At 63.8% G+C, this 23899-nt stretch carries 22 protein-coding genes; 3 read left to right on the top strand and 19 right to left on the bottom strand.

The genetic code is table 11. From position 1 onward, the window contains the following. Positions 1-9 precede the first annotated feature (9 nt). From HPY65_04145 to HPY65_04055, 19 genes are all read right to left on the bottom strand, one after another. Positions 10-2316 carry a response regulator gene (locus HPY65_04145; protein ID NPU83658.1) on the bottom strand — a complete coding sequence of 769 codons (2307 nt, stop codon included), beginning with the start codon at positions 2314-2316 and terminating at the stop codon, positions 10-12. A 766-nt stretch (positions 2317-3082) separates the two neighbouring features. After that, complete coding sequence (locus tag HPY65_04140) at positions 3083-4006, bottom strand: 3-keto-5-aminohexanoate cleavage protein (GenBank protein ID NPU83657.1); 924 nt, start codon at positions 4004-4006, stop codon at positions 3083-3085. 112 nt (positions 4007-4118) lie between these two features. Then, the gene (locus tag HPY65_04135; GenBank protein ID NPU83656.1) at positions 4119-5060 is read right to left on the bottom strand and encodes an electron transfer flavoprotein subunit alpha/FixB family protein; all 942 of its coding nucleotides are present in this window, start codon (positions 5058-5060) and stop codon (positions 4119-4121) included. Continuing rightward, complete coding sequence (locus HPY65_04130) at positions 5057-5806, bottom strand: electron transfer flavoprotein subunit beta/FixA family protein (protein ID NPU83655.1); 750 nt, start codon at positions 5804-5806, stop codon at positions 5057-5059. Before HPY65_04130 ends, HPY65_04135 begins: the two co-directional genes overlap by 4 nt. Positions 5807-5909: 103 nt before the next feature. Beyond that, positions 5910-6194 carry a hypothetical protein gene (locus HPY65_04125; protein NPU83654.1) on the bottom strand — a complete coding sequence of 95 codons (285 nt, stop codon included), beginning with the start codon at positions 6192-6194 and terminating at the stop codon, positions 5910-5912. Beyond that, positions 6191-7477 carry an FAD-dependent oxidoreductase gene (locus HPY65_04120; protein ID NPU83653.1) on the bottom strand — a complete coding sequence of 429 codons (1287 nt, stop codon included), beginning with the start codon at positions 7475-7477 and terminating at the stop codon, positions 6191-6193. Before HPY65_04120 ends, HPY65_04125 begins: the two co-directional genes overlap by 4 nt. 224 nt (positions 7478-7701) lie before the next feature. Next, positions 7702-8841 (bottom strand): acyl-CoA dehydrogenase, encoded by a 1140-nt coding sequence (locus tag HPY65_04115; protein NPU83652.1) that lies wholly within the window; start codon positions 8839-8841, stop codon positions 7702-7704. A gap of 108 nt (positions 8842-8949) precedes the next feature. Beyond that, the gene (locus HPY65_04110) at positions 8950-10428 is read right to left on the bottom strand and encodes a 4-hydroxybutyryl-CoA dehydratase (protein NPU83651.1); all 1479 of its coding nucleotides are present in this window, start codon (positions 10426-10428) and stop codon (positions 8950-8952) included. 314 nt (positions 10429-10742) lie between these two features. Further along, positions 10743-11309: a hypothetical protein gene (locus HPY65_04105; GenBank protein ID NPU83650.1), complete on the bottom strand. Its 567-nt coding sequence runs from the start codon at positions 11307-11309 to the stop codon at positions 10743-10745. 51 nt (positions 11310-11360) lie between these two features. After that, positions 11361-12077: a 4'-phosphopantetheinyl transferase superfamily protein gene (locus tag HPY65_04100; GenBank protein ID NPU83649.1), complete on the bottom strand. Its 717-nt coding sequence runs from the start codon at positions 12075-12077 to the stop codon at positions 11361-11363. Continuing rightward, positions 11980-12837, bottom strand: a complete 858-nt coding sequence (locus HPY65_04095) for a 1-acyl-sn-glycerol-3-phosphate acyltransferase (protein ID NPU83648.1) — start codon at positions 12835-12837, stop codon at positions 11980-11982. Before HPY65_04095 ends, HPY65_04100 begins: the two co-directional genes overlap by 98 nt. Beyond that, positions 12834-13082 carry an acyl carrier protein gene (locus HPY65_04090; GenBank protein ID NPU83647.1) on the bottom strand — a complete coding sequence of 83 codons (249 nt, stop codon included), beginning with the start codon at positions 13080-13082 and terminating at the stop codon, positions 12834-12836. Before HPY65_04090 ends, HPY65_04095 begins: the two co-directional genes overlap by 4 nt. After that, on the bottom strand, positions 13075-14367 hold the full coding sequence (locus tag HPY65_04085; protein NPU83646.1) for a beta-ketoacyl-[acyl-carrier-protein] synthase family protein: 1293 nt from the start codon (positions 14365-14367) through the stop codon (positions 13075-13077). The genes HPY65_04090 and HPY65_04085 overlap by 8 nt, the downstream gene beginning before the upstream one ends. Further along, positions 14357-14827, bottom strand: coding sequence for a beta-hydroxyacyl-ACP dehydratase (locus tag HPY65_04080; protein NPU83645.1), 471 nt, complete (start codon positions 14825-14827; stop codon positions 14357-14359). The genes HPY65_04085 and HPY65_04080 overlap by 11 nt, the downstream gene beginning before the upstream one ends. Further along, on the bottom strand, positions 14817-15551 hold the full coding sequence (locus HPY65_04075) for a 3-oxoacyl-ACP reductase FabG (protein ID NPU83644.1): 735 nt from the start codon (positions 15549-15551) through the stop codon (positions 14817-14819). The genes HPY65_04080 and HPY65_04075 overlap by 11 nt, the downstream gene beginning before the upstream one ends. Continuing rightward, entirely contained in the window at positions 15548-16147 is a 600-nt protein-coding gene (fabA, locus tag HPY65_04070; protein ID NPU83643.1) for a bifunctional 3-hydroxydecanoyl-ACP dehydratase/trans-2-decenoyl-ACP isomerase, read from the bottom strand. The genes HPY65_04075 and fabA overlap by 4 nt, the downstream gene beginning before the upstream one ends. Beyond that, the gene (locus HPY65_04065; GenBank protein ID NPU83642.1) at positions 16144-17133 is read right to left on the bottom strand and encodes a ketoacyl-ACP synthase III; all 990 of its coding nucleotides are present in this window, start codon (positions 17131-17133) and stop codon (positions 16144-16146) included. The genes fabA and HPY65_04065 overlap by 4 nt, the downstream gene beginning before the upstream one ends. Positions 17134-17138: 5 nt before the next feature. Then, positions 17139-18335, bottom strand: a complete 1197-nt coding sequence (locus tag HPY65_04060; protein ID NPU83641.1) for a hypothetical protein — start codon at positions 18333-18335, stop codon at positions 17139-17141. A 40-nt stretch (positions 18336-18375) separates the two neighbouring features. After that, a complete protein-coding gene (locus HPY65_04055; protein ID NPU83640.1) occupies positions 18376-19353 on the bottom strand; it encodes an ACP S-malonyltransferase in 978 nt (325 codons plus the stop codon). A 476-nt stretch (positions 19354-19829) separates the two neighbouring features. On the opposite strand from HPY65_04055, the gene HPY65_04050 reads away from it, so the two are divergent. From HPY65_04050 to HPY65_04040, 3 genes are all read left to right on the top strand, one after another. After that, complete coding sequence (locus HPY65_04050; protein ID NPU83639.1) at positions 19830-20183, top strand: hypothetical protein; 354 nt, start codon at positions 19830-19832, stop codon at positions 20181-20183. A 222-nt stretch (positions 20184-20405) separates the two neighbouring features. Then, positions 20406-21929 carry a hypothetical protein gene (locus tag HPY65_04045; protein NPU83638.1) on the top strand — a complete coding sequence of 508 codons (1524 nt, stop codon included), beginning with the start codon at positions 20406-20408 and terminating at the stop codon, positions 21927-21929. Between the two features lie 85 nt (positions 21930-22014). Next, positions 22015-23388 carry a sigma-54-dependent Fis family transcriptional regulator gene (locus HPY65_04040; GenBank protein ID NPU83637.1) on the top strand — a complete coding sequence of 458 codons (1374 nt, stop codon included), beginning with the start codon at positions 22015-22017 and terminating at the stop codon, positions 23386-23388. Positions 23389-23899: the final 511 nt, after the last annotated feature.

Here is a 23899-nt window from a genome sequence, read left to right as displayed (position 1 = left end):
AGGACGCGTTCAGTGTTGCTCCCGACGGCTGAACATTCTCCCCATCTCTCTTGATAGCCGCTCAAAATCGAAGGGTTTCTGGAGAAAGCCGTCGCAGCCCCGGTCCAGGATCTGCTGCGCCTGCCCCTCGATGCTGTAACCGCTCGACAGGAGGACGCGGATCGCCGGATTGATCGCTCGAAGACGGTCAAACGTCTCGCCTCCCGACAGGCCCGGCATGACCATGTCCAGGATCACAAGGGCAATCTCTTCCTGATTCTCTGCATAGACGGCCAGGGCCTCCTGTCCGCTCACAGCCGTGTATACATGGTACCCCAACGCCTCGAGCTGCTGCCGGTTCACCTCCAACAGCATCGGTTCGTCGTCGACCAGGAGAATCTTCCCCTTCCCTTCCCGTTTTCTCGTTGCGGCGGTCCCGGCGGCGGCTGTCTCCATCTCCAGGGCCGGAAGATAAATGTCGAACGTCGTCCCCTGCCCGGGCTCGCTCTTCACGTCGATCATCCCCCGATGCCCCCGGACGATCCCGTAAACCGTCGCCAATCCCAGGCCGGCGCCCCGGCCCATGTCCTTCGTGGTAAAGAAAGGATCAAAGATGCGCTTGCGCGTCCTTTCGTCCATTCCCATCCCCGTATCGCCGATCGACAGCTTCACGTATTTCCCGGCATCGACTGCAAAAGGTGGGTCCTGCCCCCCGTCTGCGTGCGAATTCTCCGTCTTCAGGGTGAGCGTGCCGCCTTCCCTCATCGCCTGCCCGGCATTCACGAACAGGTTCATCAGCAGATGCTCCATCTGCCCGCGATCCACGCGAACCGTCCAGAGCCCCTCTTCCAGCCGTTTCAGAATGGTGATGTCCCTTCTCGTCCGGCTGAACATGGCGGACGTCCGCTCGATGATTTCGTTCATGTCGGCGGGCCTGACCTCGTATCGCCCCTCCCGCGCGAAGCCCAGCAACTGTTTCGTCAGGTCGGCGCCGCTGGCGACCTGCTGCTCGATCTGCTTCAATCGCCTGTGATGGGGATGACCGTCATCCAGACTCAGCAGCATCAGAGAGGCCTGCCCCTGGATGCCCATCAGCAGATTGTTGAATTCATGGGCGATTCCGCCGGCCAGCGTCCCGACTGCCTCCAGCCTCTGGGCTTCTCTCAACTGCTCCTCGAGGCGACGTTTTTCCTCCTCCGCCCGCCTTCGCTCCGTGACGTCGCGGGACACCGAGAGGACCCCGACGGGATTCCCGTCTCTGTCCCTGACAAAGCATATGCTGACCTCAATCCACATCGTCGACCCGTCCTTTTTGTATTGCTCAAGCTCCAGGATGCGGATCCGATGCGGGTCGGCGGTCCCGGCGGACTCCAGGGCCGTCTCCTCTCCGAAGATGCCCATGCAGAACTGGAAGGATTCGGGGGTCATGACCTGATCCAGGGTCTGCTCCATGGCTTCCTCGACGGTGAAGCCGCGGAGCCGGATGATGGACGGGCTCAGATAGGTATAGCGTAGATTCATGTCCTGAAAGGATATGACATCCGCCGTGTTTTCCGCGATGACGCGGTACTTCTCCTCGCTGACCCGGAGCGCCTCCTCGACCTGGGCGCGCTCCTGCATTTCCTCCATCAGTTTCCGGTTGGCGTCGGATAGCTGCCGTGTCCTTTCCTCTACGCGCTTTTCCAGATCCTCCCCCGCCTGCCGCAGCTTTCCCTTGGTGAGTTTCAAGTCGGAAATCACACGCTGCAGTTCGTCGTTCTTGCCCTCCAGCCGGAGCTGGGTGTCTTCTCTAACGTACTCGGCAAGATACGCCAGCGCGGAGACCAGGAGAAAGGAGCCCACGAACCGTATCTTGAAATTCACAGGATAGCTGCCGATGATGCCGGGGGGATTGTCCAGGGAAAAGAGGACGAGGGTCGGCAGCGTGAGAATCGCGGTCGCGATCGCCCCCTTCCTGGCGCCCAGTCCGAAGCAGGCGATCAGGGGATATGTGTAATACCAGACGTATCCCGTCTCATAAGCCCCGCCGGAGGAGAGCAGGTACCAGCACAGGAGGGTGAAGAAAAAGAGCACTGCATAAAGCCCGAACGGGTAATTCCGGGACCGGCGGACATAAACCAGGATCAGCAGCAGAATGAAGGCCAGGGTGTAATCGATGAGACAGAGAGAGACGATGGAATTGAAATACGAGATGGTTCCCTGGACCAGGAGAAAAACGATTCCGATCGTCGTGCCCGTGAACAGGAGCGTGACCTTCCGGATGGCTTCGACGTCATACGTCTCATGCCTGCCGTTTGTGACCAGATCCAGCAGGAATCGCTTCCATCGTTCGAGCATCGCATCCCTCTCCCGGAGGTCCGAATGCTGCCGCTCATATCACAAGACGGCCGTCGATGCCACATTGTCTGATCGTGTCGTCCAACAATCTGATGGAATCAGGCAGGGGGGAATGCGGATGCCTGATTCCCTTCGACACTGGACGGGAAGGGAGACCAAGCGGCAGGATGCAAAGGAAGGGGGCGGATTTCAAATCCGCTCCTCTTTCTCTTCTTTCTCTTCGCGTCGCGGCGCGGGGGCTGCCACGGGGGCGTGCCGCCGTTGCGGCCGTTTTTCCGCACGGGCTGTTTAAAATGCCCGTCCCATGCTTCCGGCAGGGACGTTCCAATTGCTCCTCTGGAAACCTCCGGTCGCACCCCCGCGAACATCGGTCGAGGCACGGGGGCTGCCACGGGGATTCCCGCCGTCGCGAAAACGTTTCCGCCCTTCGCCTTCTGAAACCGATGAGCCTTGGGTCCGGAAACGTTTTCCAATTGCTCCTCTGGGAACCCCCGGTCGCGCCCCCGCGAACGTCGGTCGGGGAGGGGGGCTTCCCGGAGCGCGAATAGCGGCTTTTTCAGGGCACGCTGCCGTCGCAGCGAAGCGACCGCAAAGTCATCAGTCTCTGCGCCCCCAGGCGCGAGTTATGACTTTGCAGCGGAGTGAGACGATGCAGGGTCGAAAAAACGCTTCTGAGCGCGAGGGAAGCCCTCCTCCCGCATGCCTGGCCTCCCATCCGCGCCTGATTCTCTGTAAAAAGAGAAAAAAGTCGAAAGCGGTACCGTCGTCAGTAGCTGACTTTGTCGATCCCCTTGAGGCCCAGGATTTTTCGTGCTTCGTCGGGCGTGGCCGCATCGATGCCGAGTTCCCGGGCGATGCGGACGATCTTTTCCACCTGCTCGCCGCTGCTTTTCGCCATCCGGCCCTTCTCCAGCCAGAGGTTGTCCTCCAGCCCCACCCGGCAGTTGCCGCCCAGAAGGAGCGACTGGGTGCAGAGGGGGAACTGGGCCCGGCCGGCGACGCAGACGGAGAATTCAAATTCGCCGAGGCGCCGCTTGGCATGCTCCACGAGGAACATCAGGTTCTCCGGGCTCGGCGACAGGCCGCCCAGGATGCCGAGGACGAACTGGACGTAGACGGGTTTCTTCACATGCCCCGCCTGGATCAGCCAGGCCACGTTGTCGACCATCCCGGAGTCGTAGATCTCGAACTCCGGCTTGGTCCCGTTCTCGGCGAAGTGGCCGCAGTACTCCCGCATGGTCTTGAAGGTGTTGGGGAAAATGAAATCTTCCGACATGGCGAGGTATTTCGTCTCCCAGTCGTATTTCCATTCGCTGTATCGGCCGACGGCGGGAAAGAGAGCGAAGTTGACGGAGCCGGCGTTGAACGAGGCCAGTTCGGGCTTGTAGAGGGAAACGGGCGCCACCCGCTGCTCTACCGTCATCCCCAGACCGCCCCCGGTGGTGATGCATATGACGACGGGGCAGCGGCTCTTGATGCCGGTGATGATCTCCTTCATGAGGTTCACGTCCGGCACGGGCATGCCGTTTTCCGGGTTCCGGGCATGGACGTGGACCACCGCCGCCCCCGCTTCGTAGGCCCTGACGGCGTCGTCGGCGATCTGCTGCGGCGTGACGGGCAGATATTCCGACATGGTCGGTGTATGGATGCTCCCGGTGATCGCTGCCGTGATAACCGCTTTCTCTTTCATGATCTCCCCTCCTTTTTGTGTTGGGCGACGGCCTCGAGCGAATCTTCGTTCGGTCCATCGGCATGAAAAGCGATTTCGGATCCCGGTTCGTTTCCCCGGCGGACGCACCTCCTCAGGGACCCGGGAATTTACCGGCCAGTTCCGGCAGGACCGCTTTCAGGTCCGCCGGCAGGAAATAATCGGACAGGGACGCCACGGGCGCCTGGTCGTCGCGGTTGACCGCCACGATCGTGACCGCGTCGCGGATCCCGACGGTGAACTGGACCTGGCCGGACACGCCCAGGAGAAGCGCCAGAGAAGGGCGGCAGGTCTTGCCCGAGAGGCCGACGATCCGGTCCTCCGGAAGCCAGCGGCGGTCCGTGGCGACGGGTTTCGTGCAGGCCACCTCTCCGCCGAGCCCCCGGGCGATCCGCTCCGCCAGGGCCAGTTCCCCCTGCTCCGCCAGACCCTGTCCGACGACGACAAGGACCTCGGCCTTTTCGATGTCGGCACCGTCACCCGCTTTTGCGTTCACCGCGCGCAGCCGGACCCGCGGTGCGGGAAGCTGTACATCCAGGGATTGAACGGACCCGGGTGTTCCCTCGGGCGCCTCCGGAAAGACGCCCGGCCGGAGGGCCAGGACCTGCCGATCCGTCGCCACCGCCTGAAAGACCTCCGTGGCTCCTCCCAGGGCATACCGCACGCCGGTGATCCGGCCGGCGACAACGTCCAGCCGGCCCACGTCGGTCAGGCAGCCCGCCCCGATCTCCTGGGCCAGGCGGCCGGCGATTTCCTTCCCCCGGCGGCCGGAGGACAGGAGGATGACCCCCGCGTCGCTTCGATCCGCCGCTTCCCGCAGCGCTGCAGCCATCTGTGCCGCATCGGTCACCGGGTCTCCCGCCGCCCGGACCTCCAGCACGTCGATCCCCCGGGCCGCCAGGAAGGCGGAAAGATCCGGGGCGTTGACGGACAGGGCCCGGAGTGTTCCTCCCGTCGCGGCGGCAATGAGCTGTCCCGCCGAGACCAGTTCCGCCGCCGATTCCGGCCGGTCGCTGTAAACGAGAATGTTTTTCACGGCTTCTCCTTTGAACGGAGGACGTCCATCAGCTCCTCCACGGACTTCAGGACCAATTTTTTCCGCTCGCTCTGCGGAGCCAGCTGGTCCAGGGTCTCCACGGCCTTCGGCTGCGGTCCGTCCAGGCCCAGGTCGGCAAGGCTAAAGACCGTCTTCGGCTTCCGGCCGGCCTTGAGGATCGCCGTCACGGAGGGCGTCCGGGGCTGGGCAATCTCGGACACGACGCTCACCACCGCCGGCAGGTCCACCTCCAGGATCTCCTCGCGGTCTTCCAGGGAGCGCGTCAGAACGGCTTTCCCCTCCTCCAGGCGGATCTCCCGCACGTATCCCGCCTGCGGCCAACCCAGAAGCCCGGCAACACGGGACATGACCTGGCCGGAATAGTTGTCGGCACTCCCTTCGCCGAAGAAGACCAGGCCGACGTCGTCGGTGCGCCGGATCGCCTCGGCCAGGGCACGCGCCGAAAACGCGCTCTCGGCGTCCCGGAGGCGGTCGTCGATCACCAGAACCGCCTCGTCGGCTCCCGCCGCGAGGGCTTCCTTGACCGTGTCTTCCAGGTTTCCGTCACCGGCGGAGAGAACGATCTTCTTCCCCGCCGCGGCTTCCTGCAGGGCGACCGCCGCAGCGAGGGCGCTGCGGTCGATGTCCCCCATCAGGAGGGGCACGTCATCGAGAACGGGTTTGCGGTCCCGGATGCGGACCTGCTGCAGGTCGGGCACCTGCTTCATGGCAATCAGGATATTCATGGCGACTCGCTTGATGAAAGGATCGACCGCGAGGAAACGCGGCGATGGTTGAGAGAAAATCTTCCCCGGCAGCCCCGCCGGGGGAGAACGACTGCGTCCTGCCCTAACCGAAACGGAACTGGATGCCCGCCCCGCCGGGGGGATAGGACCACTCCAGGACCTCCGGACCGCAGGCGATCCGGCAGGTTCCGCACTCGAGGCATCCCTCCAGGGTGAGGGTCACCGCCCCGTCGTCCCCCCGGGCATAGAGCCCCGAGGGACAGAGCGCCACGGCCCGCAGCAGCCGGGGATCCTTTTCCCGGCCCGGCCGGATGGCGATGTGCTTGTCCGCCCCGGGCTTGAAGACGTCTTTTCCCAGTTTTTCCTTGAGACCCTGGGTGCCGCTCATATCTTCACCATGCCTTTCATGTCCCGGATGACCGCCAGGATCTCCCGCAAGGGCAGATGCCGCCGGACGGTGGAAAAGAGTTTGTCCTTGGGACCTTCAGGAACGGCAAACAGGTCTTCCAGAATGCCCATGGCGAGATCCGGGTAACGGCCGTAGAAGCGCGGGTTCCGGAGGGCCTCCGGGGCGTGGCGGGCCGTCTCGAAATCCTTGAGAACGAAGCTGTCCCGGAGGAACGCCTCGTAGCAGGCCAGGGAAGCGGCGCGGAAATCGTTCCGTCCCTTTGCCTCCAGGACGGCCCGGGCGGCCCAGTAGCCCGAGGCCAGGGCGTAGTCCATGCCCCGGACGATGAGCCCCGTGTTGAGGGCGAATCCCGCGGCGTCCCCCGCCACCAGGATGCCGTCGCCGCAAAGCTTGCCGACGCCCGCCATCCCGCCTTCCGGAATCACGTGGGCGCCGTACTCCACGGTCTGGCCGCCGCGGATGAGGGACTGGATTTCCGGCCGGTTCTTGAAGGCGTCGAAGATCTCCGGCGCCGTGGGCTCGCCAGGGGCGCCCCCCAGGACGTCGATGCCCAGGACCATCCCGATGCTGAGGCTCGTCCGGTTCGTGTAGAGAAACCCTCCCCCGAAGCGGCCCTGCGTGGCCTCCCCGAGGAAAAGCCGCGCCGCCCCTTCGCCGGGACCGACGTTGAACCGGTCGTCGATAACGCCTTCATCCAGCTCGATGATTTCCTTGATGCCGACGGCGAAATGCTCCGGCTTCCCGGGGTTCCGGAGGCCCGCCTTCTCGGCCGTCAGGGACAGGACGCCGTCGCAGGCCAGGACCACGTCGGCGCCGATCTCCTCGCCCGTCACGACGATGCCCTTCACCTGCCCGTTCTCGAGGATCAACTCCTCCACGGCGCTCTTCGTGACCACCGGGGCGCCCATCTGCTCCACTTCCTTCGCCAGCCAGCGATCGAAGCGGGCCCGGAGGACGCTCGCGCTCTGCGGCGGCCCGGACGCGCCGGACCGGGCGTCATAGCTCCCGATGAAGGAGCCGGTCTTTCCGAGAAGGCAGATTTCCTCCCGGACGATCCCCCGCTCCAGGGGCGCCTTCTCCAGCAGCTCCGGCAACAGGGAACGCACCGGATTCAGGTAGAGGCGCCCGCCGGTCAGGTTCTTCGCCCCGGCGTAGTCCCCCCGCTCCAGGACGAGCACCTCCGCTCCTTCCCGGACCAGGGTGTGCGCGGCCGCGAGGCCCGCCAGCCCCGCGCCGACGATGATGACGTCGAATTTATCCATGCTTTTCCGTCGAGTGATTGGTTTGGGAGGGTCCCCCACCTCCCGAGGGAGGGAGGAAGGGGGACCCGCGTCGCAGGAAACCGCAATCGTTTACGGCTTCGTCCAAAGTCCGTCCGCACCAGGCGGATGGCCGCCCCCTTGCGGCGCAGGGCCGGCGAAGCCTGTTTTCCGTATCTCTCCGCGCCCGGTTCTCTCAAATGAACCGGATGGAGCATCGCCTCCGCTCAGCCCCGGAGGATCTCCCCCGCCACGAGAACCTTCAGGAGGGGGGACACGCCTTCCACCTGGGGCCCGAAGATAACATCTTTCCAGATCTGTGACATCTTATAATCCTGCATCAGCCCGTAGGAACCGTGGACGTTCATGGCGATCTTCGCCAGTTCCACCGCCTCCTCGGTGACGAAGATCTTCGTCATGGCCGAGTCCTTCAGGATGTCCCCCTTGTCCTTCGCCTGGTCCGCCAGCCAGCCGGCCCGGTAGGTCAGCCAGCGGGCCGCCTCGTACTTCATGGCCATGTCGGAGATGGCCATCTGGATCGACTGGAACTTGGCGATGGGCTGGCCCCGGTGGGTCTTCTGGGTGGCATACTTCAGGGCCTCCTCGTAGGCCGCCAGCATGCAGCCCAGGAAGATGGAGCTGATGCCGATCTTGCCCAGCGCCAGGGCCACTTTCAGGACCCAGAACCCCTTGTTGGGTCCGCCGAGCATGCTCTCCGCGGGTACGACAACGTCCTTGAGGTATACGTCATAGAGGGGCGTCCCGGAGCAGCCGATCTTCTTCCACGGCTCCGACACGCTGTACCCCTCGCAGAACTTGCTGAGGAGAAAGGCGCTGACGGCCCCGGTGTCGCTTTCTTTGGCAACGACGACGATGGACCCGGGATACCCGGCGTTGGTGATGAAGCGCTTCGTCCCGTTGAGAACGAACGTGTCGCCCTTCCGCTCCGCCATTGTCGTGAGCTGCTTGGGATCGGAGCCCGTTCCCGGCTCGGTGAAGGCGAAGGACAGGATGTCGTCGCCCCGCCCGCCCGGGGGAAGATGCTTCTTCTTCTGTTCTTCCGTTCCGAAGTTGCTGATGGCCGCCAGGGCGACATTGTTGACCGAGATGATGACCGAGAGGGTCGGGAACACCCGGGCAAGCTGCTCCAGGACCAGGGCGTAGCTCGCGTACCCCGCACCGGCCCCGCCGTATTCCTCGGCGATGGGGATGGCAAAAAAGTCGAGTTCCTTGAGGTCCTTGAGGATCGATTCGGGAACCTTGCCGGTCTCGAGAATGGCCTCCACCTGGGGTGCCACGGTCTTTTCGGCGTACTCCCGGGCGGCCCGCTGGATCAGTTCCTGTTCCTTCGTGAGCTTGAACTGCATGGATGAGATTCCTTTCTCACCGGCCCCCCGGGTCTTCCGGTCCGGATCTCTTTCCGGGGGCGCGATGGCGGTTGGTTGCGGCGCCGGGAAGCGATCCCCGGCGCACGTTCATGCAGGTGCCTTCTCCCGGCCGATCCCGGCCAGGCGCTCCGCGGCCCTCCGGTTCCGGCCGAAGTCCGTCAGGAGCCGGAAATTGAGGCGCTGCGTCGCCGGCGGGCCCGCGGCAATGACGGACAGGATCGGCGTCAGGGCGGCCAGTCCCGAAAGGGATTCGCAGAGACGGGCCATTTTCAGGCGGTCCTCCACGGCGACGCCCGCACGCCCCTGGTGATACTTTGCCAGAAGCTCCCCGACTCCGGGAATCTCCAGGTCCACCGAGGAGGGCCGGGTCACCAGGATCCCGCCGCCGATCTCGGCCAGCCTCTGGCCCGTCTTCAGGATCGCCTCGTTCATATAAAGTTTGGCGGCATTGACGGAAAAAGTCTCCGGCAGGAACACGCCGCAGGGAAGCTCCGTCGCCAGGGCCGCCGATCCGGCCACAAGCCCGTAGAGGGTCTCGCTGTCCACGCTCATGTCGATCAGCTTGTCCCGGATGTGACTGAATCCACCCGCGCCGTTGTAGTCTGCCAGGGCCATTCCGGCGCCGATGCAGAGGTCGATGTACCCTGCGCGGCAGGTCGCCGAGGCGAACCGCTGGAAGTCGGAAAATCGATGGACCAGGTCGCGGGTGGCCTTGACCTCGCCGCACAGAAAAACCCGCTCGTTCGGGATGAAGACGTGGTCGAACAGGACATGGGCGCTCTGGTGCATGCCGAACGTGACATTGCCGATGTCGTCGGGCCGCATGGCCATGAATTTGGCGTTGGCGCAGGCCGAGTCGTTCACGTGAATGATCCCTTTGGCGTCGCCTGGGACGGCGAAGGCTACGGCGTAGGCCTCGTCGTTGGGTCCCAGGGCCGTGGTCGGCACCACGAGTCGCTCGTGGGCCAGCGGGGCACCGGACTGCTGGAGTTTTGCGCCGTTGACGACGATCCCGTCGGGGTATCGTTCGACGATCCGCAGGTAAAGGTCCGGATCGGCCTGGCGGTGTGGAGGCAGGGAGCGGTCGCCCTTGGCGTCGGTGATGTTCCCCATGATGACCAGGTCCTTTTCCTGCGCCTCCTTCATGAAGGCCCGGAAACGGTCGTGATAGGACGTTTTCCCCCCGGATTCGCGGTCCACGTCCCAGGTGACGGACCAGAGGGCATTGATCACCGCACCGGAGACACAGCGGCCGCCGAAGCACCCCCCCGTATGGCGCATCAGGGCGCGCTGCATTTTCATCCTGGCCAGCAGATCCTCCCGGGATTCGATAATCTGGAGAAACCGGCTGATCGTTCTGCCCGTGAGGGGGCTCTCCGTCACCAGCAGGGAATGCAGCTCGGGATCCCTGGACGGATCGGAGGCCAGATCGTAGGTCTCCCGCAGACAGTGAAAGGCGGGTTTGAGGACCGGATGCTCCCAGAAGCGCTCGACTCGCTTGCCATAGATGAATACCGTCGAGTTCATGGCCTCGAGAGACTTTTCATAGGCGGTTCCGTTCATCATGGCATTCGTCCCTTTCCAGGCTCGTTCTGCCGCGGGAGATCCGTCCTCCGAAAGCGGTACGACCGGCAATGTTGCATGATTGGTGCCAAGGGATCCGGCACCGTCTCGTATTAGTAAACGATAGATAATGCTTGGATATCGACGAATCGATCGAAATTGGACCGACCGGGCGTGTCAGAATGCGGACTTTTGCTTTTATGCTGACAGAACCGTCGGGGTGCCGCAAAGGCGACCTTCACCGGAGAGACCGGAAGAAAAAGCCGCCTCGATTTCATGAATTTCGTATGAACGGCAGAGGGACTGCGGGCAGCCGGTCAGGGACGGGCATTCACGCTTTCCCGGCATTGTACCGGAAGGAGCGCAGGGGGGATCGCCTGGCTCGAGCAGCGCCACTGTCTCGCACCGGGTGTTCCGGTGGGAGTGTACTGCAGAATCGAGCCCGACAGAGTCGGCACCTCCAGGACAAGCAGAATGGTGCCATCCTTCGGAAAACTCACGTCCGCCACTGCGCCTTTGGGCAGATCGAGGCCCAGTTCGCGGAGACTCAGGGGGGTACGGTTGTACTCCACGGCCACCTTGTCCGCCGCCCGCGCCACTTCCATGCCGAAAGCGGCCGCCTGGACGACCTTTGCCTTGACGTAGTAGGGGTCGCCCTTGAAGGCGGGATAGAGCGGCAACGCCAACCCGATCCCCGCCGCGACGGCTATGATTCCCACCAGCCGGTAGCGCATGGGCCCGCAGATCACCGGCAGGACCGACAGCACGGCAACAAGAGCGGACAAAACGAATCGCAGTGACGGGGACGTCACGATGAGAGAAGGAATGAGCATCAGGATCGCCAGGGCGATGCTGATGCGGGATATCTGACTTTTAAGGACCATGGCTGAACCTCCGCGGCCTCTATAGCACGACCGGCGGCGACGGGGAAGAGGTCATCGTGAAGCGAACGGCAGTCCGCTGCCCGACGATCCTTCAACCCGCAAACCGTGCGCGGGGACCGTCAGAAGCGCCCAGGCCGTAAATCTCCCATCATGGCTCAAGCTGATATCGATGTGGGATGGCTTGCCCCGGATGAACAGGCGAGGCGGTAGAAGTCCCCGCGGACCCTTGTCCCGGCGGATGACCGCCTCGCCGTCTTTCTGGTCCTGTATAGTATTCAGGTAGCGAAAGATACCGCTGCGGGCGGAACATGAATCCGGCCTGCTTTCCGGGACGGACCCGGCCTGCCAGATGATCCTTTCGGACGGGCCGGACGGCCCGAGGAAACCGATGGCATGAATGCAGTCGCCCAGATGTCTGACTTCAAAAGACACCGGCCCGGCGAAGGTTTCCGCAACGCCGGCAATTGCGATTTCCCAGGGAGAGCCGTGCGATCCGTCCTCTTCCGGAAGCATCCGGCAATCCGTCCCCCCTCCAACGGACTGCAGGCTTTCCCGATCCGGCCGGATCCGGATCCCCTTCCATCCCCGACGATCTTCCGGGGCCGCCTTCACCGCGGCCTTCCAGGCGGCTTCCTTCACCGCCCAGAGCGCCCACAGGGCGCCGTCGGGATCAGCGGACGAACGAACGAATTCCTGTTCTTCCCGATGGAAGACCTTCTCCTGGAAGCGCACATCCCGGCTCTTTCCCCGATTCGCCGGATCCCTCATATCGACGATGTCGTTCCCCACGTACCCCAAGCGCGTCCTCCTCCATCCGGGCAAGGGTTTCGATGATCTGCCGGGCAAAGGCCCGCTGGCGGCGCAGCCCCTCCCCCTCCACCCGGGGACTCAGGACTTCCATGCGCACCGTGAAGCGCTCCCCGAAGCGGGGATAATCGCTCCAGGAATCCTGCCCATCGCCCCGGACATACAGGCAGAGAACGCGGGTTTCCGCGGACTCCGCGAGGAGCCTGCCGACCCCGTAGGAAACCCGGGCCGGCTCCACCCGGCCGCTCCTGGACCGTCCGCCCTCCGGAAAGATCAGGATGCTCCGTCCTCCCCGAAGAAGACAGAGGCACTTCTCCAGCACGGCCCGCACATCTCCCCGGTCGCCGCCGCGCTGCACGGGGATGCACTTGGCGAGATAGCAGAGAACCGCCAGGAGCCGCGAATGCCCGAAATTCCGCTCTTCGGGCAGATTCCAGGGAATGGCCCGAAACCGGCCGACATGGTCGGCCAGGGAGAACAGGGCGTACGACACGACCAGGGAGTCGATGAGGGTCAGGTGATTGGCGCAGAGGAGCCACGGCCCCGGATGCTCCCCCCGCAGCTCGGACCAGCGTCGCCGGATCTCCCGCAGACCCCGGATCCGGTAGCGGAGAAGACGCATGCCGAGGAAAAACAGGGGAACCATGACGACGGAAGCCAGACGGCCCCGGGTCTCCTGCCTCTCCAGGCACACCTCGAAAGTATGTGTGCCGCCTTTCATTCCGCTTTCTTCAGGATCAGCGACACCGCGTCGCCGATGGTCCGGATGCCGTCCGCCTCGTCGTCCTCGATGGTGATCCCGAAGGCGTCCTCGCAGCCGATGATGACGTCCACGAGCCGGGCCGAGTTGACCTTAAGATCGTCCAGGATATGGGTTGCCGCGGTCGCACCGTCGAGGAGCGACGCATCCTTCACATAGGGTCTGAGAATCTCGATCATCTTTGCAAAAATTTCCTGTTCACTCATGACTTCCGTTTTCCTCCCATTTTCTGAATATCAGACAGCTGTTCACATCGCCGAAGCCGAACCCGGCCTTGGCGAAGATCTTGAGATCCGCATCTTCGACACACTCCCGGGGAATCCGGTGCCCGTAGGCCTCGATGCCGGGATGAACGTCCTCGCAATTCAGGGACGGGTGCAGAAACCCGTTTTTGAGCTGGAGCGCCACGGCAGCGCACTCGATGGCCCCCGCCGCTCCGAGGCAGTGGCCGATCATGGACTTCGTGGACTGGATCCAGGGGAAGTCCCCCGGCCCCCGGCCGAGCGCCTCGGACCAGTTGCCCACCTCCACGGGGTCCGCGTAGGTGGCCGTCAGGTGGCCGTTGATGGCGTCGATCTTCTCCGGGTGGATGCCCGCGTCCCGGACGGCCATCCGGATGCAGTTCCGGACGCCCTCGGGATTGGGGGCGGTCATGCTGCCCCCCATGCGCTGGCCCCCGCAGTTGACGGCACCACCCAGGATCTCCGCATAGATCCGCACCCCCCGCTCCCGGGCCGTGTCCAGATCCTCCAGGACCAGGATCGCCCCCCCGGAGCCGGGGACAAAACCCGCTGCGGATCCGCTCATGGGCCGGGACGCCGCCCCGGGTGTCTCGTTAAACTTCCGGCAGATGACCCGCATGGCGTCGAAGCCCGCCCAGATGTAAGGCGAGGCCCCCTCGGATCCCCCCGCCAGCATCCGCTTCGCGAGCCCCGCACGGATGCGCTGGACGGCCTCGATGATCGCCTCGTTCCCCGTGCTGCAGGCCGACGAGTTGGACGTCACCTGGTTCCCCAGGGCCAGCAGGCCCGCGATCCGCGCGCTGGTGCCGCTGTTCATCACCTGCTCCACGATCCGGCTTCCCAGCCGCCGCACCTTTCCCTCGTTGACCATGGGAACGACGCTCCGGGCGATCGTGTCCATGCCGCCGATCCCGCAGCCCACGATCGCCCCGGTGTCCCAGTCCACCCGGTCGTCCCCCGACTCGGGCAGCTCGAAGCCGGCATCGCGCCAGGCGTCCACGGCCGTGACCGAGGCATAGCCGATGTTGTCGTTCATCGACATCAGCTTTTCGAAATCGAAGTAACTCTTCCGGATCCGGTCGAAATCCTGCGGGACCCCGCCCACCTGGCAGGCGAAGTTCAGCTCCTTCAGCTCCGGGATGAACCGGATGCCCGAGATTCCGTCCCGGAGCGCCTTTTCAAAGGCGGGGAGCCCGTGGCCGTTGGGTGCGGCCACCCCGATCCCCGTAACAACCACCCTACGCTTCATGAAGCACCACCCCCATTCCGGCCAGCACGCCGGAGCATACTTCCTCCCCGTCCTCGCGGGTCATGGCGACCCTGGACTTCAGGGTCCCCCTGCGGAAGTAGATTTTCTGTCCCACCGTCACAACCCGTTCCCCGGGCCGTACCATTCCCTTGAATTCCACGCCCTCCACCAGGGTGAAGAGGGTCGTCAGAGACCCGGCGCCCTCCCGGCCGTCGAGCATGGCCAGGTAGAGCCCGAGGGCGACCACTCCCACCTGGGCCATGGCTTCCACGAGGATCACGCCGGGCGTGACCGGCCGGCCCGGGAAATGCCCCGCGTAGAAGGATTCGTCGGTCCGGAAGCGGTACGAGCCCACGATCCGGTTCTCGTCCAGCTCATGGATGTTGTCGATGAAGCGGAACGGCGGGCGGTGCGGCACCGCCTCCAGCACCCGCGTCCGGAGGAGCGCATCAGCCGCCATAGAGCCCCCCGTTGACGTGAATCACCGAACCGGTCACGTAGGACCCCCTCCGGGACAGAAACGAGACGACCTCGGCGACCTCCTCGGGACGTCCCATCCGTTCCAGGGGGATGTCCGCCAGGATCTTCGCCCGGATTTCCTCCGGGAGGCCGGCGGTCATGTCCGTCTCGATGAATCCGGGGGCCACGGAGTTGACCAGGATATTTCTCCCGGAGCACTCCTTCGCCAGGGAGCGCGTGAACGCGTCCATGGCGGCCTTTTCCATGCAGTAGGCGATCTGGCCGGCGTTCCCCGTGGAGCCGACGACGCTGGAGACGTTGACGATGCGTCCGCCGCCGCCCCGCAGCATGAACAGGCGGATCACCCGCTTGGTGAAGTACCAGATCCCCCGCATCAGGGACCGCTGGGCGTCGAACTGGTCGAGTTTCATCCCGTGGATCGGGGCATTGATGGAAACACCGGCGTTGTTCACCAGGACGTCCACTTTCCCCGCGATCTCCTTGATTTTCTGGACCATGGCCTCCACCTGCTCCGGGTCGGCCAGGTCGGCGTGGAGGAGAAATCCGTCCCCCATCTCCTCGAGGAGCTGCATCGCCGGGGAAATGCTGCTGCGGTAGTGGACGCCCACGCAGAATCCGTCGGCGGCCAGAGCCCGGCAGCAGGCCGCTCCGATGCCCGTCCCGCCCCCGGTGACGATGGCCACCGGCTTGCCGTTCATGTTCATAATGCGCCTCCTTTGGCTGCGCCTCCCGCCGAGCGGGCGGAACGGTGCGGATAATCCCGATAGGCGATGTCCCGGAACAGTCCCGTCCGCGCGCCGGCGACCCGGGCCACCGGCTCCCCATCCACGAAGACGGTGCCGTCCCCGATCACGATGCTCGCCTCCGACTCCCTGAGCCGGGAGAAGCGTTTCACGTCAATCTCGTAGCGGACCAGGCGGCTGTAAGGACGGATCTGGCCGCTGAAGTCAATCTCCCCGCAACCCAGGGCCCGGCCGGACCCCAGACCGCCCCGCCAGACGCAGAAGAATCCCAGGAGCTGCCAGATTGCATCCACGCCAAGGCAGCCCGGCTGTACCGGGTCGTTCCGGAAGTGGCACTGGAAGTACCAGGCATCCGGGCGGATGTCCTGCTCCGCCACGATGCGTCCCCCGCGGCCGCCCGAGGTGATGGAAAGAATGCGGTCCATCATAAGGAACGGTGGCGCCGGGAGGCGGGCGTCGAATCCCGCCGGCGGGTCCTCCACCAGGTTTCCGTGGGAAAAAGCCAGCAGATGCTCCAGATCGAACCGGCCGCACTCCATGAATTCCCTGTAGGTCATACGGTCTTCCTCACGTTCAGCTCCATGGAGGTCCAGCTCAGGCCGGCGCCGACCAGTGCCATGGCCACCCGGTCCCCCGGCCGGAGGTCGTTCCAGCGCTGGCTGAGAACGGACGGTGCCCCGGCGGCGCCGGTGTTCCCGAAATGCTCGACGTTGTGCCAGTGACCGGCTTCCCCGATGCCCGCCCGGGCGCAGACGGTCTGCAGCATCCCCAGGTTGGCCTGGTGGCCGATGAAGAGCAGACGGCCGCCGTTATCTGCTCCGTCCCGGCGGAGGCCCTGGAGGGACTCCGTGGTCCTGCGGATGGCGAATCCCTGGACGGCGTTCCCGTCCTGCGTAAAGTAGCCCGTGCGGCGAATCGACACCTTTTCACAGGCTGACGGCTTCGAGGATGCTTCGCAGCTTGAGATGGCAATCCCTGACGGAACAGCGGCAGAAAGCACGGCAGCGGAGCTCCCGTCGCCGAAGAGCACGGCCGACGCCCGGTCCGAGTAGTCGATGGAGCGCGTCAGGTTCTCCGGGTTGACCAGGAGGATGAAGTCGGGAAGATGCTCCGGGTTCATGCGGGAGACAAAGGCCACCTGCATGCCGAAGCTTGTGCAGGCCGAGTTGAGGTCGAAGCAGGTGGCGTCGATCCCCAGCTCGCCGGCAATGGTTGCCGCCTCCGCCGGGGTCAAGCTGTCTGGGGCGGAGCCGCCGGAGATGACCAGACCGATGTCCCCGGGAGCGATCCCGGCCCGTTCGATGGCCATCCGGGCCGCCAGGGCCCCCGTCCAGGCGTTTCCGTGCGGGCTGGCATCGTAGGCCTCCCGGATGTCCCGGTTCTTCGTGTCGCGGATGTAGTCCAGCGGCAGGATCGTGCGCCTGGAGCGGATCCCTACCCGCTCCAGGATCCAATCCTCCGTGGTGCCGATGTCCAGCTCCTCCAGGAACCGGTTGGTGATCTCGTTCTCCGGGTGATAGTGCCCGAGGCCGTGCAGATACAGAGCCATCAGACGATCTCCCGGCCCATGATCATGTGCTGCACCTCCCGGACGCCCTCGTAGATGTCGAGGATATGGGCGTCCCGGGCGAGCTTGGCGATCTCGTACTCGTTCGTGAACCCGTATCCTCCGTGCAGGTGCAGCCCCTCCGCGGAGCAGTACAGGGCTGCCTCCGCCGCCGTGTTCTTCGCCAGGGAGGCGTAGAGACCCCGGTCGGACGCCTGCTCCTGGATTTTTGCGGCCGCCTTCAGGAGGGCCAGCTCCGCCAGCTCCGTCTTCTTCCACATGGCCACCAGGGTCTCCCGGGCCACGGGGAGGTCGCAGATGCGGCTTCCGAACTGCTTGCGCTCCCGCGTGTAAACCAGGGTCAGATCGAGGGCGCGACGCGCCGTGCCGAGGGCGATGGCGGCCACCATCGGCCGGGCGTAGTCGAGGACGTCGACGATATAGGAAAAACCGAGCCTCCGGTCCCCGATGACCTGGTCCGGCCGGACGATCACGTCCTCGAAGGTCACGGAAGCGGTGTTGGACAGGCGGATCCCCAGCTTGTCCTCGGGCTTGCCGACGGTGAGGCGGCCGCCTCCCGGAAGGTTGATCACCCGCTGCTCCGGCGCCTTGCCGCCCCCTTCCCCCGGCGCCTCCGGGACCGGAACGATCACGCACGACAGGAACCGCCCCGACGGTTTTTCCAGTTTGCAGAAGACCGTGAACTGGGAGGCGAAGGAGGCGTTGGTGATGAAGCACTTGGTACCGTTGAGGCGGTAGTTGCCACTTTCTTCCTTCCGGATGAATGTCGTCATGGCCGAGTTGTCCGACCCGGCGCCGGGCTCCGTCAGGCAGAAGGACGCAAGCAGGGGCGCCTCGACGAAGGGCCCGAGGAAGCACTCCTGCTGCTCTGGGTTCCCGTGAAAGGCGATGACGGCATTGGCCAGGTCATTGCACATGGCCGACGTTGCGATGCCCGCGTCGCCGCAGGCAAGCTCGCGGATGATAAGGGCGCTTGTGAGGATGTCCACGCCGTTTCCCCCGACGGACGGGGGAACGGTCAGGTTCATGATGCCCATGTTCCAGATTTTGCGGATGATGTCCCAGGGGAAGGCGTCCTTTCGCTCCCTCTCGAGGATCCCCGGAAGGATCTCGCTCCGGACGAAGCGGCGGACGGATTCCACGAGCATCTGCTGGCGGTCGTCAAGGTTGAAGTCCATGTTTCTCCTTCATGATTTCTGTTCTTCCGGTTGCCCGGCTTTATGACATCGCGACGTGCTGAAGGCGGGAGGCGCCCTCCTCCGCACTGCAGAGCCTCCGGGCCGCAGACAGGGTGGGAACGGACGTGCAGTCGACATCCAGAGCCCGGAAAAAGTCGCGCAGCGGCCTCCCCGGCCCGATCTCGAAAATCGAGTCCGCACGAGACGCCACCGCCTGCATGTTCTCGACCCACCGGACCGTCCCGCTCACCTGCCGCACAAGGCTCCGGATCACGGCTTCACCGCAGGGCTCGTGAAAGCCGCCGCAGACGTTCGAAGCCACGCGCGGCGCCGCTTCCGGATCCATCCGGGGCCTTATCTCCCGCAGGGTACCCTCGAGAGGGGCCTCCGCCGATCTCATGAACCGGCTGTGAAAGGGAGCGCTCACCGTCAGGGGGACGAACCGGCACCCCTCGCCGCCGTCCAGCGAGTTCCGGAGGCGGGCGACGGCTTCCTCGACCCCTTCCCTCAGTCCGCTGAGAACGATCTGCCGGGGAGAGTTCACGTTCGCCACGTCCACCGGAAGCCCTTCCAGGTCCCGGCGGACGGCTTCGGGATCCAGGGAGCCCGCAATCACGGCCACCATGGCACCGCCCTCCGGCACGGCCTCCTGCATCAGCCGCCCCCGCTCCCGGACGATCCGGACGGCGTCGGACAGCGAGAGCACGCCCGCCGCAACGAGAGCCGTGAATTCGCCCAGGCTGTGGCCCGCAAACAGAGCGGGGTCCAGGCCCGTCAGCTCCCGGAAGGCCCGGAACATGGCCATCTCCGTTGTGAGGATGCAAGGCTGTGTGAACTCCGTCCTGTGAATCCGTTCGTCATCGGCAAAGCACAGGGCCGCCACATCCCACCCCAGGGTATCCGACGCCTCTTCGTAAGCCTGGCGGCTGACGGCAAAGGCCTCATGAAAGTCCCGGCCCATTCCGGGCCGCTGGCATCCCTGCCCGGGAAATACGACGGCGATGCACGGTTTTCGCATTTCTGCAACCTCCATCCGAATGGATTTGACCGCCCTCAAAGCACCATCCGTGCCAGTCGGACTCGCTCCTCCCATCGAGGGCAATGAACAGACCGTTCTCACAATGGAAATATCCGGCAGGAAATCCGCAGGACGGAAGCAAAGGGTCTCCCTGTCTTTCTTTCTTCTTCCGCCGGACGCTCAACGGCTGCGGTTCCTTCAGCGGAGCGGACAGCCGTAAATGAATGATTTCACGGCTCCGATGGCCCTGCAGCGGCTGTTCGCGTCCTGCGCACACCGCTACGCACCGCGTAACGGATTACGCAGCACCGGCGGGCAGACAGGCCGGCCCCATGACGCAGCCACATGGATTACACCGGCAATACGGACAGTTATAAAACAGCGGGAATGCAGGGGACATTGGCACGGATCCTGTACGGGAAAAGACAAACGGATTTTTCATTCAACGATCAACGATTCATCCCAAGGAGGGTGCCATGAAAAAGAGAAGGACAGCAAAGAGCGCGGCAGCGGCCATGACAACCGAGAAATGGGAGGCCGCGTCCCGGCAGGAGAAAGACGGCGTTTTCTATTATGCGGAAGTCGACACCGGCCTCGAACAGCTGTGGCGGGCCGACACCGCGGGCGCGGACGAAAGCGAAGGCCCTGTCATGTATGGCTGGTTCAGCCTGGAAAACCTTTATTTCGGGGACATGGAGCTGCGCATGATGCCGATCCAGGTGAAGGTCCGGGCTCCGAAAAGCGTATCACCCATGAAAATAGGACGGTTCAGCCTGTTTTACCAGGCCGACCGCTGCTTCCGCTACGCCATCCCGGGCGAGGGAGCCTAGAGGACCTGAACGCATACACGACCCTGCCATTGCCAATAAAAACGCCTCTCCCGGGCGTCTCCTTCCCATGGCAATGGCAGGGTATCGTTGCTGATCATCACGGACCGGACGTTCCGGCAGCCCGCGAAAGCGGGCGTTTTTGTCCTCCGCCTTGACGTCTTCCCCCATTTGCCCCTATCATGCTCCTGCATGCCGGGTTCCCCGGCGGGCACTCCTGCAACCATGGAAATATTCACTCTGGCAGCCGTTTCGCTCATCATCAGCGTATCCATCCTTCTGCGGAGGGACAGGGGGCCGATCCTTCTGTCCTTTGCGGCCCTCTGTTTCGCCGTTTTCCTCCACAAGTGGGGGCAGTTCTTCGGGAGCGTCGTTCCCTCCGATTTCTGGGAAACGACCTCTTTCCTGGGGCTTCTGGGAATCCCTCCCCTGGCGGTGGCCTTCTTTCAGAACCTTGTGAAAGACCGCCATGTCCTCCGCCGGCGGGACGCCGCCGTGACGGCGCTCGTCAGCATCGCCCTCGGGGCGGCGTCCTTCACGCCCTTCCGGGAGCGCTTCTCGTTCGCCCTGGTCCTGGAGATTTATGTCATCGGGATCCTGCTGGTGTGCCTGGCGGCCCTGATCCTCTTCACCATCCGCCGCACGGCGGGACCGGAGAAGAAGCGGTTCCTCTACCTCACGCTGGCCTGCACGGCCGCATTTCTCCTGAGCCTGGCCGACCTGTTCCAGCACCTCCACGGAGCATTCCCGCCCCTCTCCAACATATTCATCGCCATCCTGCTCTATTTCGTCCTGATGTTCGTCACTCATACCCAGATGGCGGAACTCAGGGAAATCATGGCCAGGACCCTGTTCCTGGCGATCATCACAGTCACGGCCACCCTGATGGCCTGGGCGATCCTCCGGCTTTTCGCCGGGGGAACGACCCCGCCTTTCACGCACCTGATGGTGGCCAGTTTTCTCATCGTCATCGCCATCGAACCACTCCGGGAGATCCTGAGGAAACTCTTGATGCTCCTGTTCCCGGACAGCCGGGAGCTTCTCCGGTCCCTCTTCGCCTTCGACGCAAAGCTCGAGCGGGAAAAGTCCCTTCTCCTGGAGGAGATGGCCCCCGTCTTCGCCCATGAGATCCGGAATCCCCTCGGCTCCATCAAGGGCGCCGCCCAGTATCTCCGCTCCGAAGTCAGCTCCGACGAAAACCGGAAGCTGGTGGACGTCATCATCGAGGAAGTGAACCGGCTGAACCGGGTCGTATCGCAATTCCTGAACTTCGCCCGTCCCTACCAGCCCGACCTGAAACCCCAGGACATCAACCGCGTGGTAGAGCGGGCCGTGGACATCATCCGGGCCAACATCCTGTCGGAAAAGATCACCATCCAGACGGACCTCCGTTCCGAGCTTCCGGCGGTCAACGCCGACCCTGAACAGCTGGTCCAGGTCATTCTCAACATCGCCATGAATGCCATCGAGGCCATGCCGGAAGGCGGCACGCTGATGCTGCGGACCCGCAGGATCGAGAGCGACGAGGGAGACACCGTGGCCATCGCGATCCGGGACACGGGACCGGGGATCCGCCGGGAAGACATGAAGAACATCTTCAAGCCCTTCTTCACGACAAAGGAGCGGGGGGTCGGCCTGGGGCTGGCCATCTGCCAGCGGATCATGCGGGGGCACGGCGGTCATATCCGGGCCAAGTCTCTCCCGGGCAGGGGGAGCATTTTCATCATCCGGGTCGGCATCCCTTCGTGAGTCCGGAACTCCCGGGCGCCGGTTTCCGATTGCGGCATGAAGGCGGGCGCTCCCCGGCCGGCCGCCCGACAAGAAAGGTTCTGCAATGCACAGAATTCTCATCGTAGACGACGAGCTGAACATGCGGCTGGTCCTGCAGGCCATGCTGCGGAAGGAAGGCCTCGACGTCCTCCTGGCCGCGGACGGCCTCGAGGCGTTGAAAGTCCTCAAGAGGGAAGAGGTCTCGGCGGTCATCACGGACCTGAAAATGCCGAAGCTGGACGGGATGGCCCTTCTCGACGCGATCCGGCAGGACCAGCCGGCCCTTCCCGTCATCATGATCACCGCATACGGCACGATTGCGACGGCGGTGGACGCCCTCAAGAAGGGGGCCTTCGATTACATCACGAAGCCCTTCGAGCAGGACGAAATCAAGAACGTCATCCGGAAGGCGATCCAGACCAAGACCCTCGACGACAGCGAGATCGTTCCCGGCCCGGGCGAAATGGATCACGGGGGCATCGTCGGCCGAGGGGAGGCCATGATGGAGCTGTTCGAGACGATCCGCTGCGTCGCCCCGACGACGACGACGGTTCTGATCACCGGTGAAACCGGGACGGGAAAGGAGCTTGCCGCCCAGGCCGTGCACCTCAACAGCCCCCGCAAGGCCAACCCCTTCCTGAAGATCAACTGCGCCGCCATCCCGGAAAACCTCATGGAGAGCGAGCTCTTCGGCTATGAAAAGGGCGCCTTCACCGGGGCCGTGATGAGCAAGCCCGGGCGGTTCGAGCTGGCCCACAAGGGAACCCTTTTCCTGGACGAAATCGGCGAGCTCTCGCGGGACATGCAGGTCAAGATCCTGCGGGTCATCCAGGAACAGGAGTTCGAGCGCGTGGGAGGGCTCCGGACGATCAAGGTGGACGTCCGCCTGATCGCCGCAACGAACCGCAACCTCCAGCAGGAGGTGAAGGAGGGCCGCTTCCGGGAAGACCTGTACTACCGGCTGAACGTCTTTCCGATCTGGATCCCGCCGCTTCGGGAGCGCCGCGAGGACATGCCCGCCCTGGTCGACTTCTTCATCCAGAAGTTCAACCGGAAGTTCGAGCGGGCCGTCCAGGGGGCGGACCGGGAGCTGCTGGAGATCTTCCGCCGTTACGACTGGCCGGGAAATGTGCGGGAAATGGAAAATGTCCTGGAGCGGCTCGTGCTCATGGCCTCGAAGGACAGCCTGACCGCGGACAACCTCCCGCCCGAGCTGAAGGCAGCGGTCCAGGAGGCCGTGCTATCCGGACGAGGGGACCAGCGGGAGCCGATCAAAAAGCTCATCAAGGAGCATTCCGAGGAGATCGAGCGGCAGATGATTCTCTCGGTTCTGGAATCCTGCGGATACAACGTCACCCGGGCGGCACAGGAGCTGGGGATGAGCCGCAAGGGACTGCAGCTGAAAATGATCAAGTACAACCTGAGGAAGGGGTCCTGACGAAAAAGAAGGGGTCCGGCATAACCCGTAACCCCTTGATTTTCATGGTAGGCAGTACTGGATTTGAACCAGTGACTTAGACCGTATAACTCTTCTCGAATTCGTTAAGGGTATAACCCCTCAAGAAACAAAAGGAAATACATTGGAGAACCGGGATAAACGTCCCGTCTCCCTGTTTATTTTACACAGCTTTTATTGCCATCATAACGGAAACCGGACTTCTCATCACAACGCACACAGGAGTCCTTGCCGTTGAACTTCGTATAACGGAAGCCGGACCTCTCATCACAACGCACACAGGAGTCCTTGCCATTGTACGTCGTATAACGGAAGCCGGACTTCTCATCACAGCGCACACAGGAGTCCTTGCCGTTGAACTTCGTATAACGGAAGCCGGACCTCTCATCACAACGCACACAGGAGTCCTTGCCATTGTACGTCGTATAACGGAAGCCGGACTTCTCATCACAACGGACACATGTTTCTTTTCCGTTATATTTCGTAAAACGGA

Source organism: Syntrophaceae bacterium (assembly GCA_013177825.1).
Lineage (GTDB): Bacteria > Desulfobacterota > Syntrophia > Syntrophales > PHBD01 > PHBD01.
This window is presented reverse-complemented; position numbering and strand designations above follow the sequence as displayed.

Coding starts and splice junctions, on each gene's coding strand:
- HPY65_04120 (NPU83653.1), bottom strand. CDS start 7,477: ATGGATAAATTCGACGTCATCATCGTCGGCGCGGGGCTGGCGGGCCTC.
- HPY65_04110 (NPU83651.1), bottom strand. CDS start 10,428: ATGATGAACGGAACCGCCTATGAAAAGTCTCTCGAGGCCATGAACTCG.
- HPY65_04140 (NPU83657.1), bottom strand. CDS start 4,006: ATGAAAGAGAAAGCGGTTATCACGGCAGCGATCACCGGGAGCATCCAT.
- HPY65_04040 (NPU83637.1), top strand. CDS start 22,015: ATGCACAGAATTCTCATCGTAGACGACGAGCTGAACATGCGGCTGGTC.
- HPY65_04055 (NPU83640.1), bottom strand. CDS start 19,353: ATGCGAAAACCGTGCATCGCCGTCGTATTTCCCGGGCAGGGATGCCAG.
- fabA (NPU83643.1), bottom strand. CDS start 16,147: ATGACCTACAGGGAATTCATGGAGTGCGGCCGGTTCGATCTGGAGCAT.
- HPY65_04095 (NPU83648.1), bottom strand. CDS start 12,837: ATGAAAGGCGGCACACATACTTTCGAGGTGTGCCTGGAGAGGCAGGAG.
- HPY65_04115 (NPU83652.1), bottom strand. CDS start 8,841: ATGCAGTTCAAGCTCACGAAGGAACAGGAACTGATCCAGCGGGCCGCC.
- HPY65_04080 (NPU83645.1), bottom strand. CDS start 14,827: ATGGCGGCTGATGCGCTCCTCCGGACGCGGGTGCTGGAGGCGGTGCCG.
- HPY65_04130 (NPU83655.1), bottom strand. CDS start 5,806: ATGAATATCCTGATTGCCATGAAGCAGGTGCCCGACCTGCAGCAGGTC.
- HPY65_04045 (NPU83638.1), top strand. CDS start 20,406: ATGGAAATATTCACTCTGGCAGCCGTTTCGCTCATCATCAGCGTATCC.
- HPY65_04090 (NPU83647.1), bottom strand. CDS start 13,082: ATGAGTGAACAGGAAATTTTTGCAAAGATGATCGAGATTCTCAGACCC.
- HPY65_04145 (NPU83658.1), bottom strand. CDS start 2,316: ATGCTCGAACGATGGAAGCGATTCCTGCTGGATCTGGTCACAAACGGC.
- HPY65_04125 (NPU83654.1), bottom strand. CDS start 6,194: ATGAGCGGCACCCAGGGTCTCAAGGAAAAACTGGGAAAAGACGTCTTC.
- HPY65_04085 (NPU83646.1), bottom strand. CDS start 14,367: ATGAAGCGTAGGGTGGTTGTTACGGGGATCGGGGTGGCCGCACCCAAC.
- HPY65_04075 (NPU83644.1), bottom strand. CDS start 15,551: ATGAACATGAACGGCAAGCCGGTGGCCATCGTCACCGGGGGCGGGACG.
- HPY65_04105 (NPU83650.1), bottom strand. CDS start 11,309: ATGGTCCTTAAAAGTCAGATATCCCGCATCAGCATCGCCCTGGCGATC.
- HPY65_04060 (NPU83641.1), bottom strand. CDS start 18,335: ATGGACTTCAACCTTGACGACCGCCAGCAGATGCTCGTGGAATCCGTC.
- HPY65_04100 (NPU83649.1), bottom strand. CDS start 12,077: ATGAGGGATCCGGCGAATCGGGGAAAGAGCCGGGATGTGCGCTTCCAG.
- HPY65_04050 (NPU83639.1), top strand. CDS start 19,830: ATGAAAAAGAGAAGGACAGCAAAGAGCGCGGCAGCGGCCATGACAACC.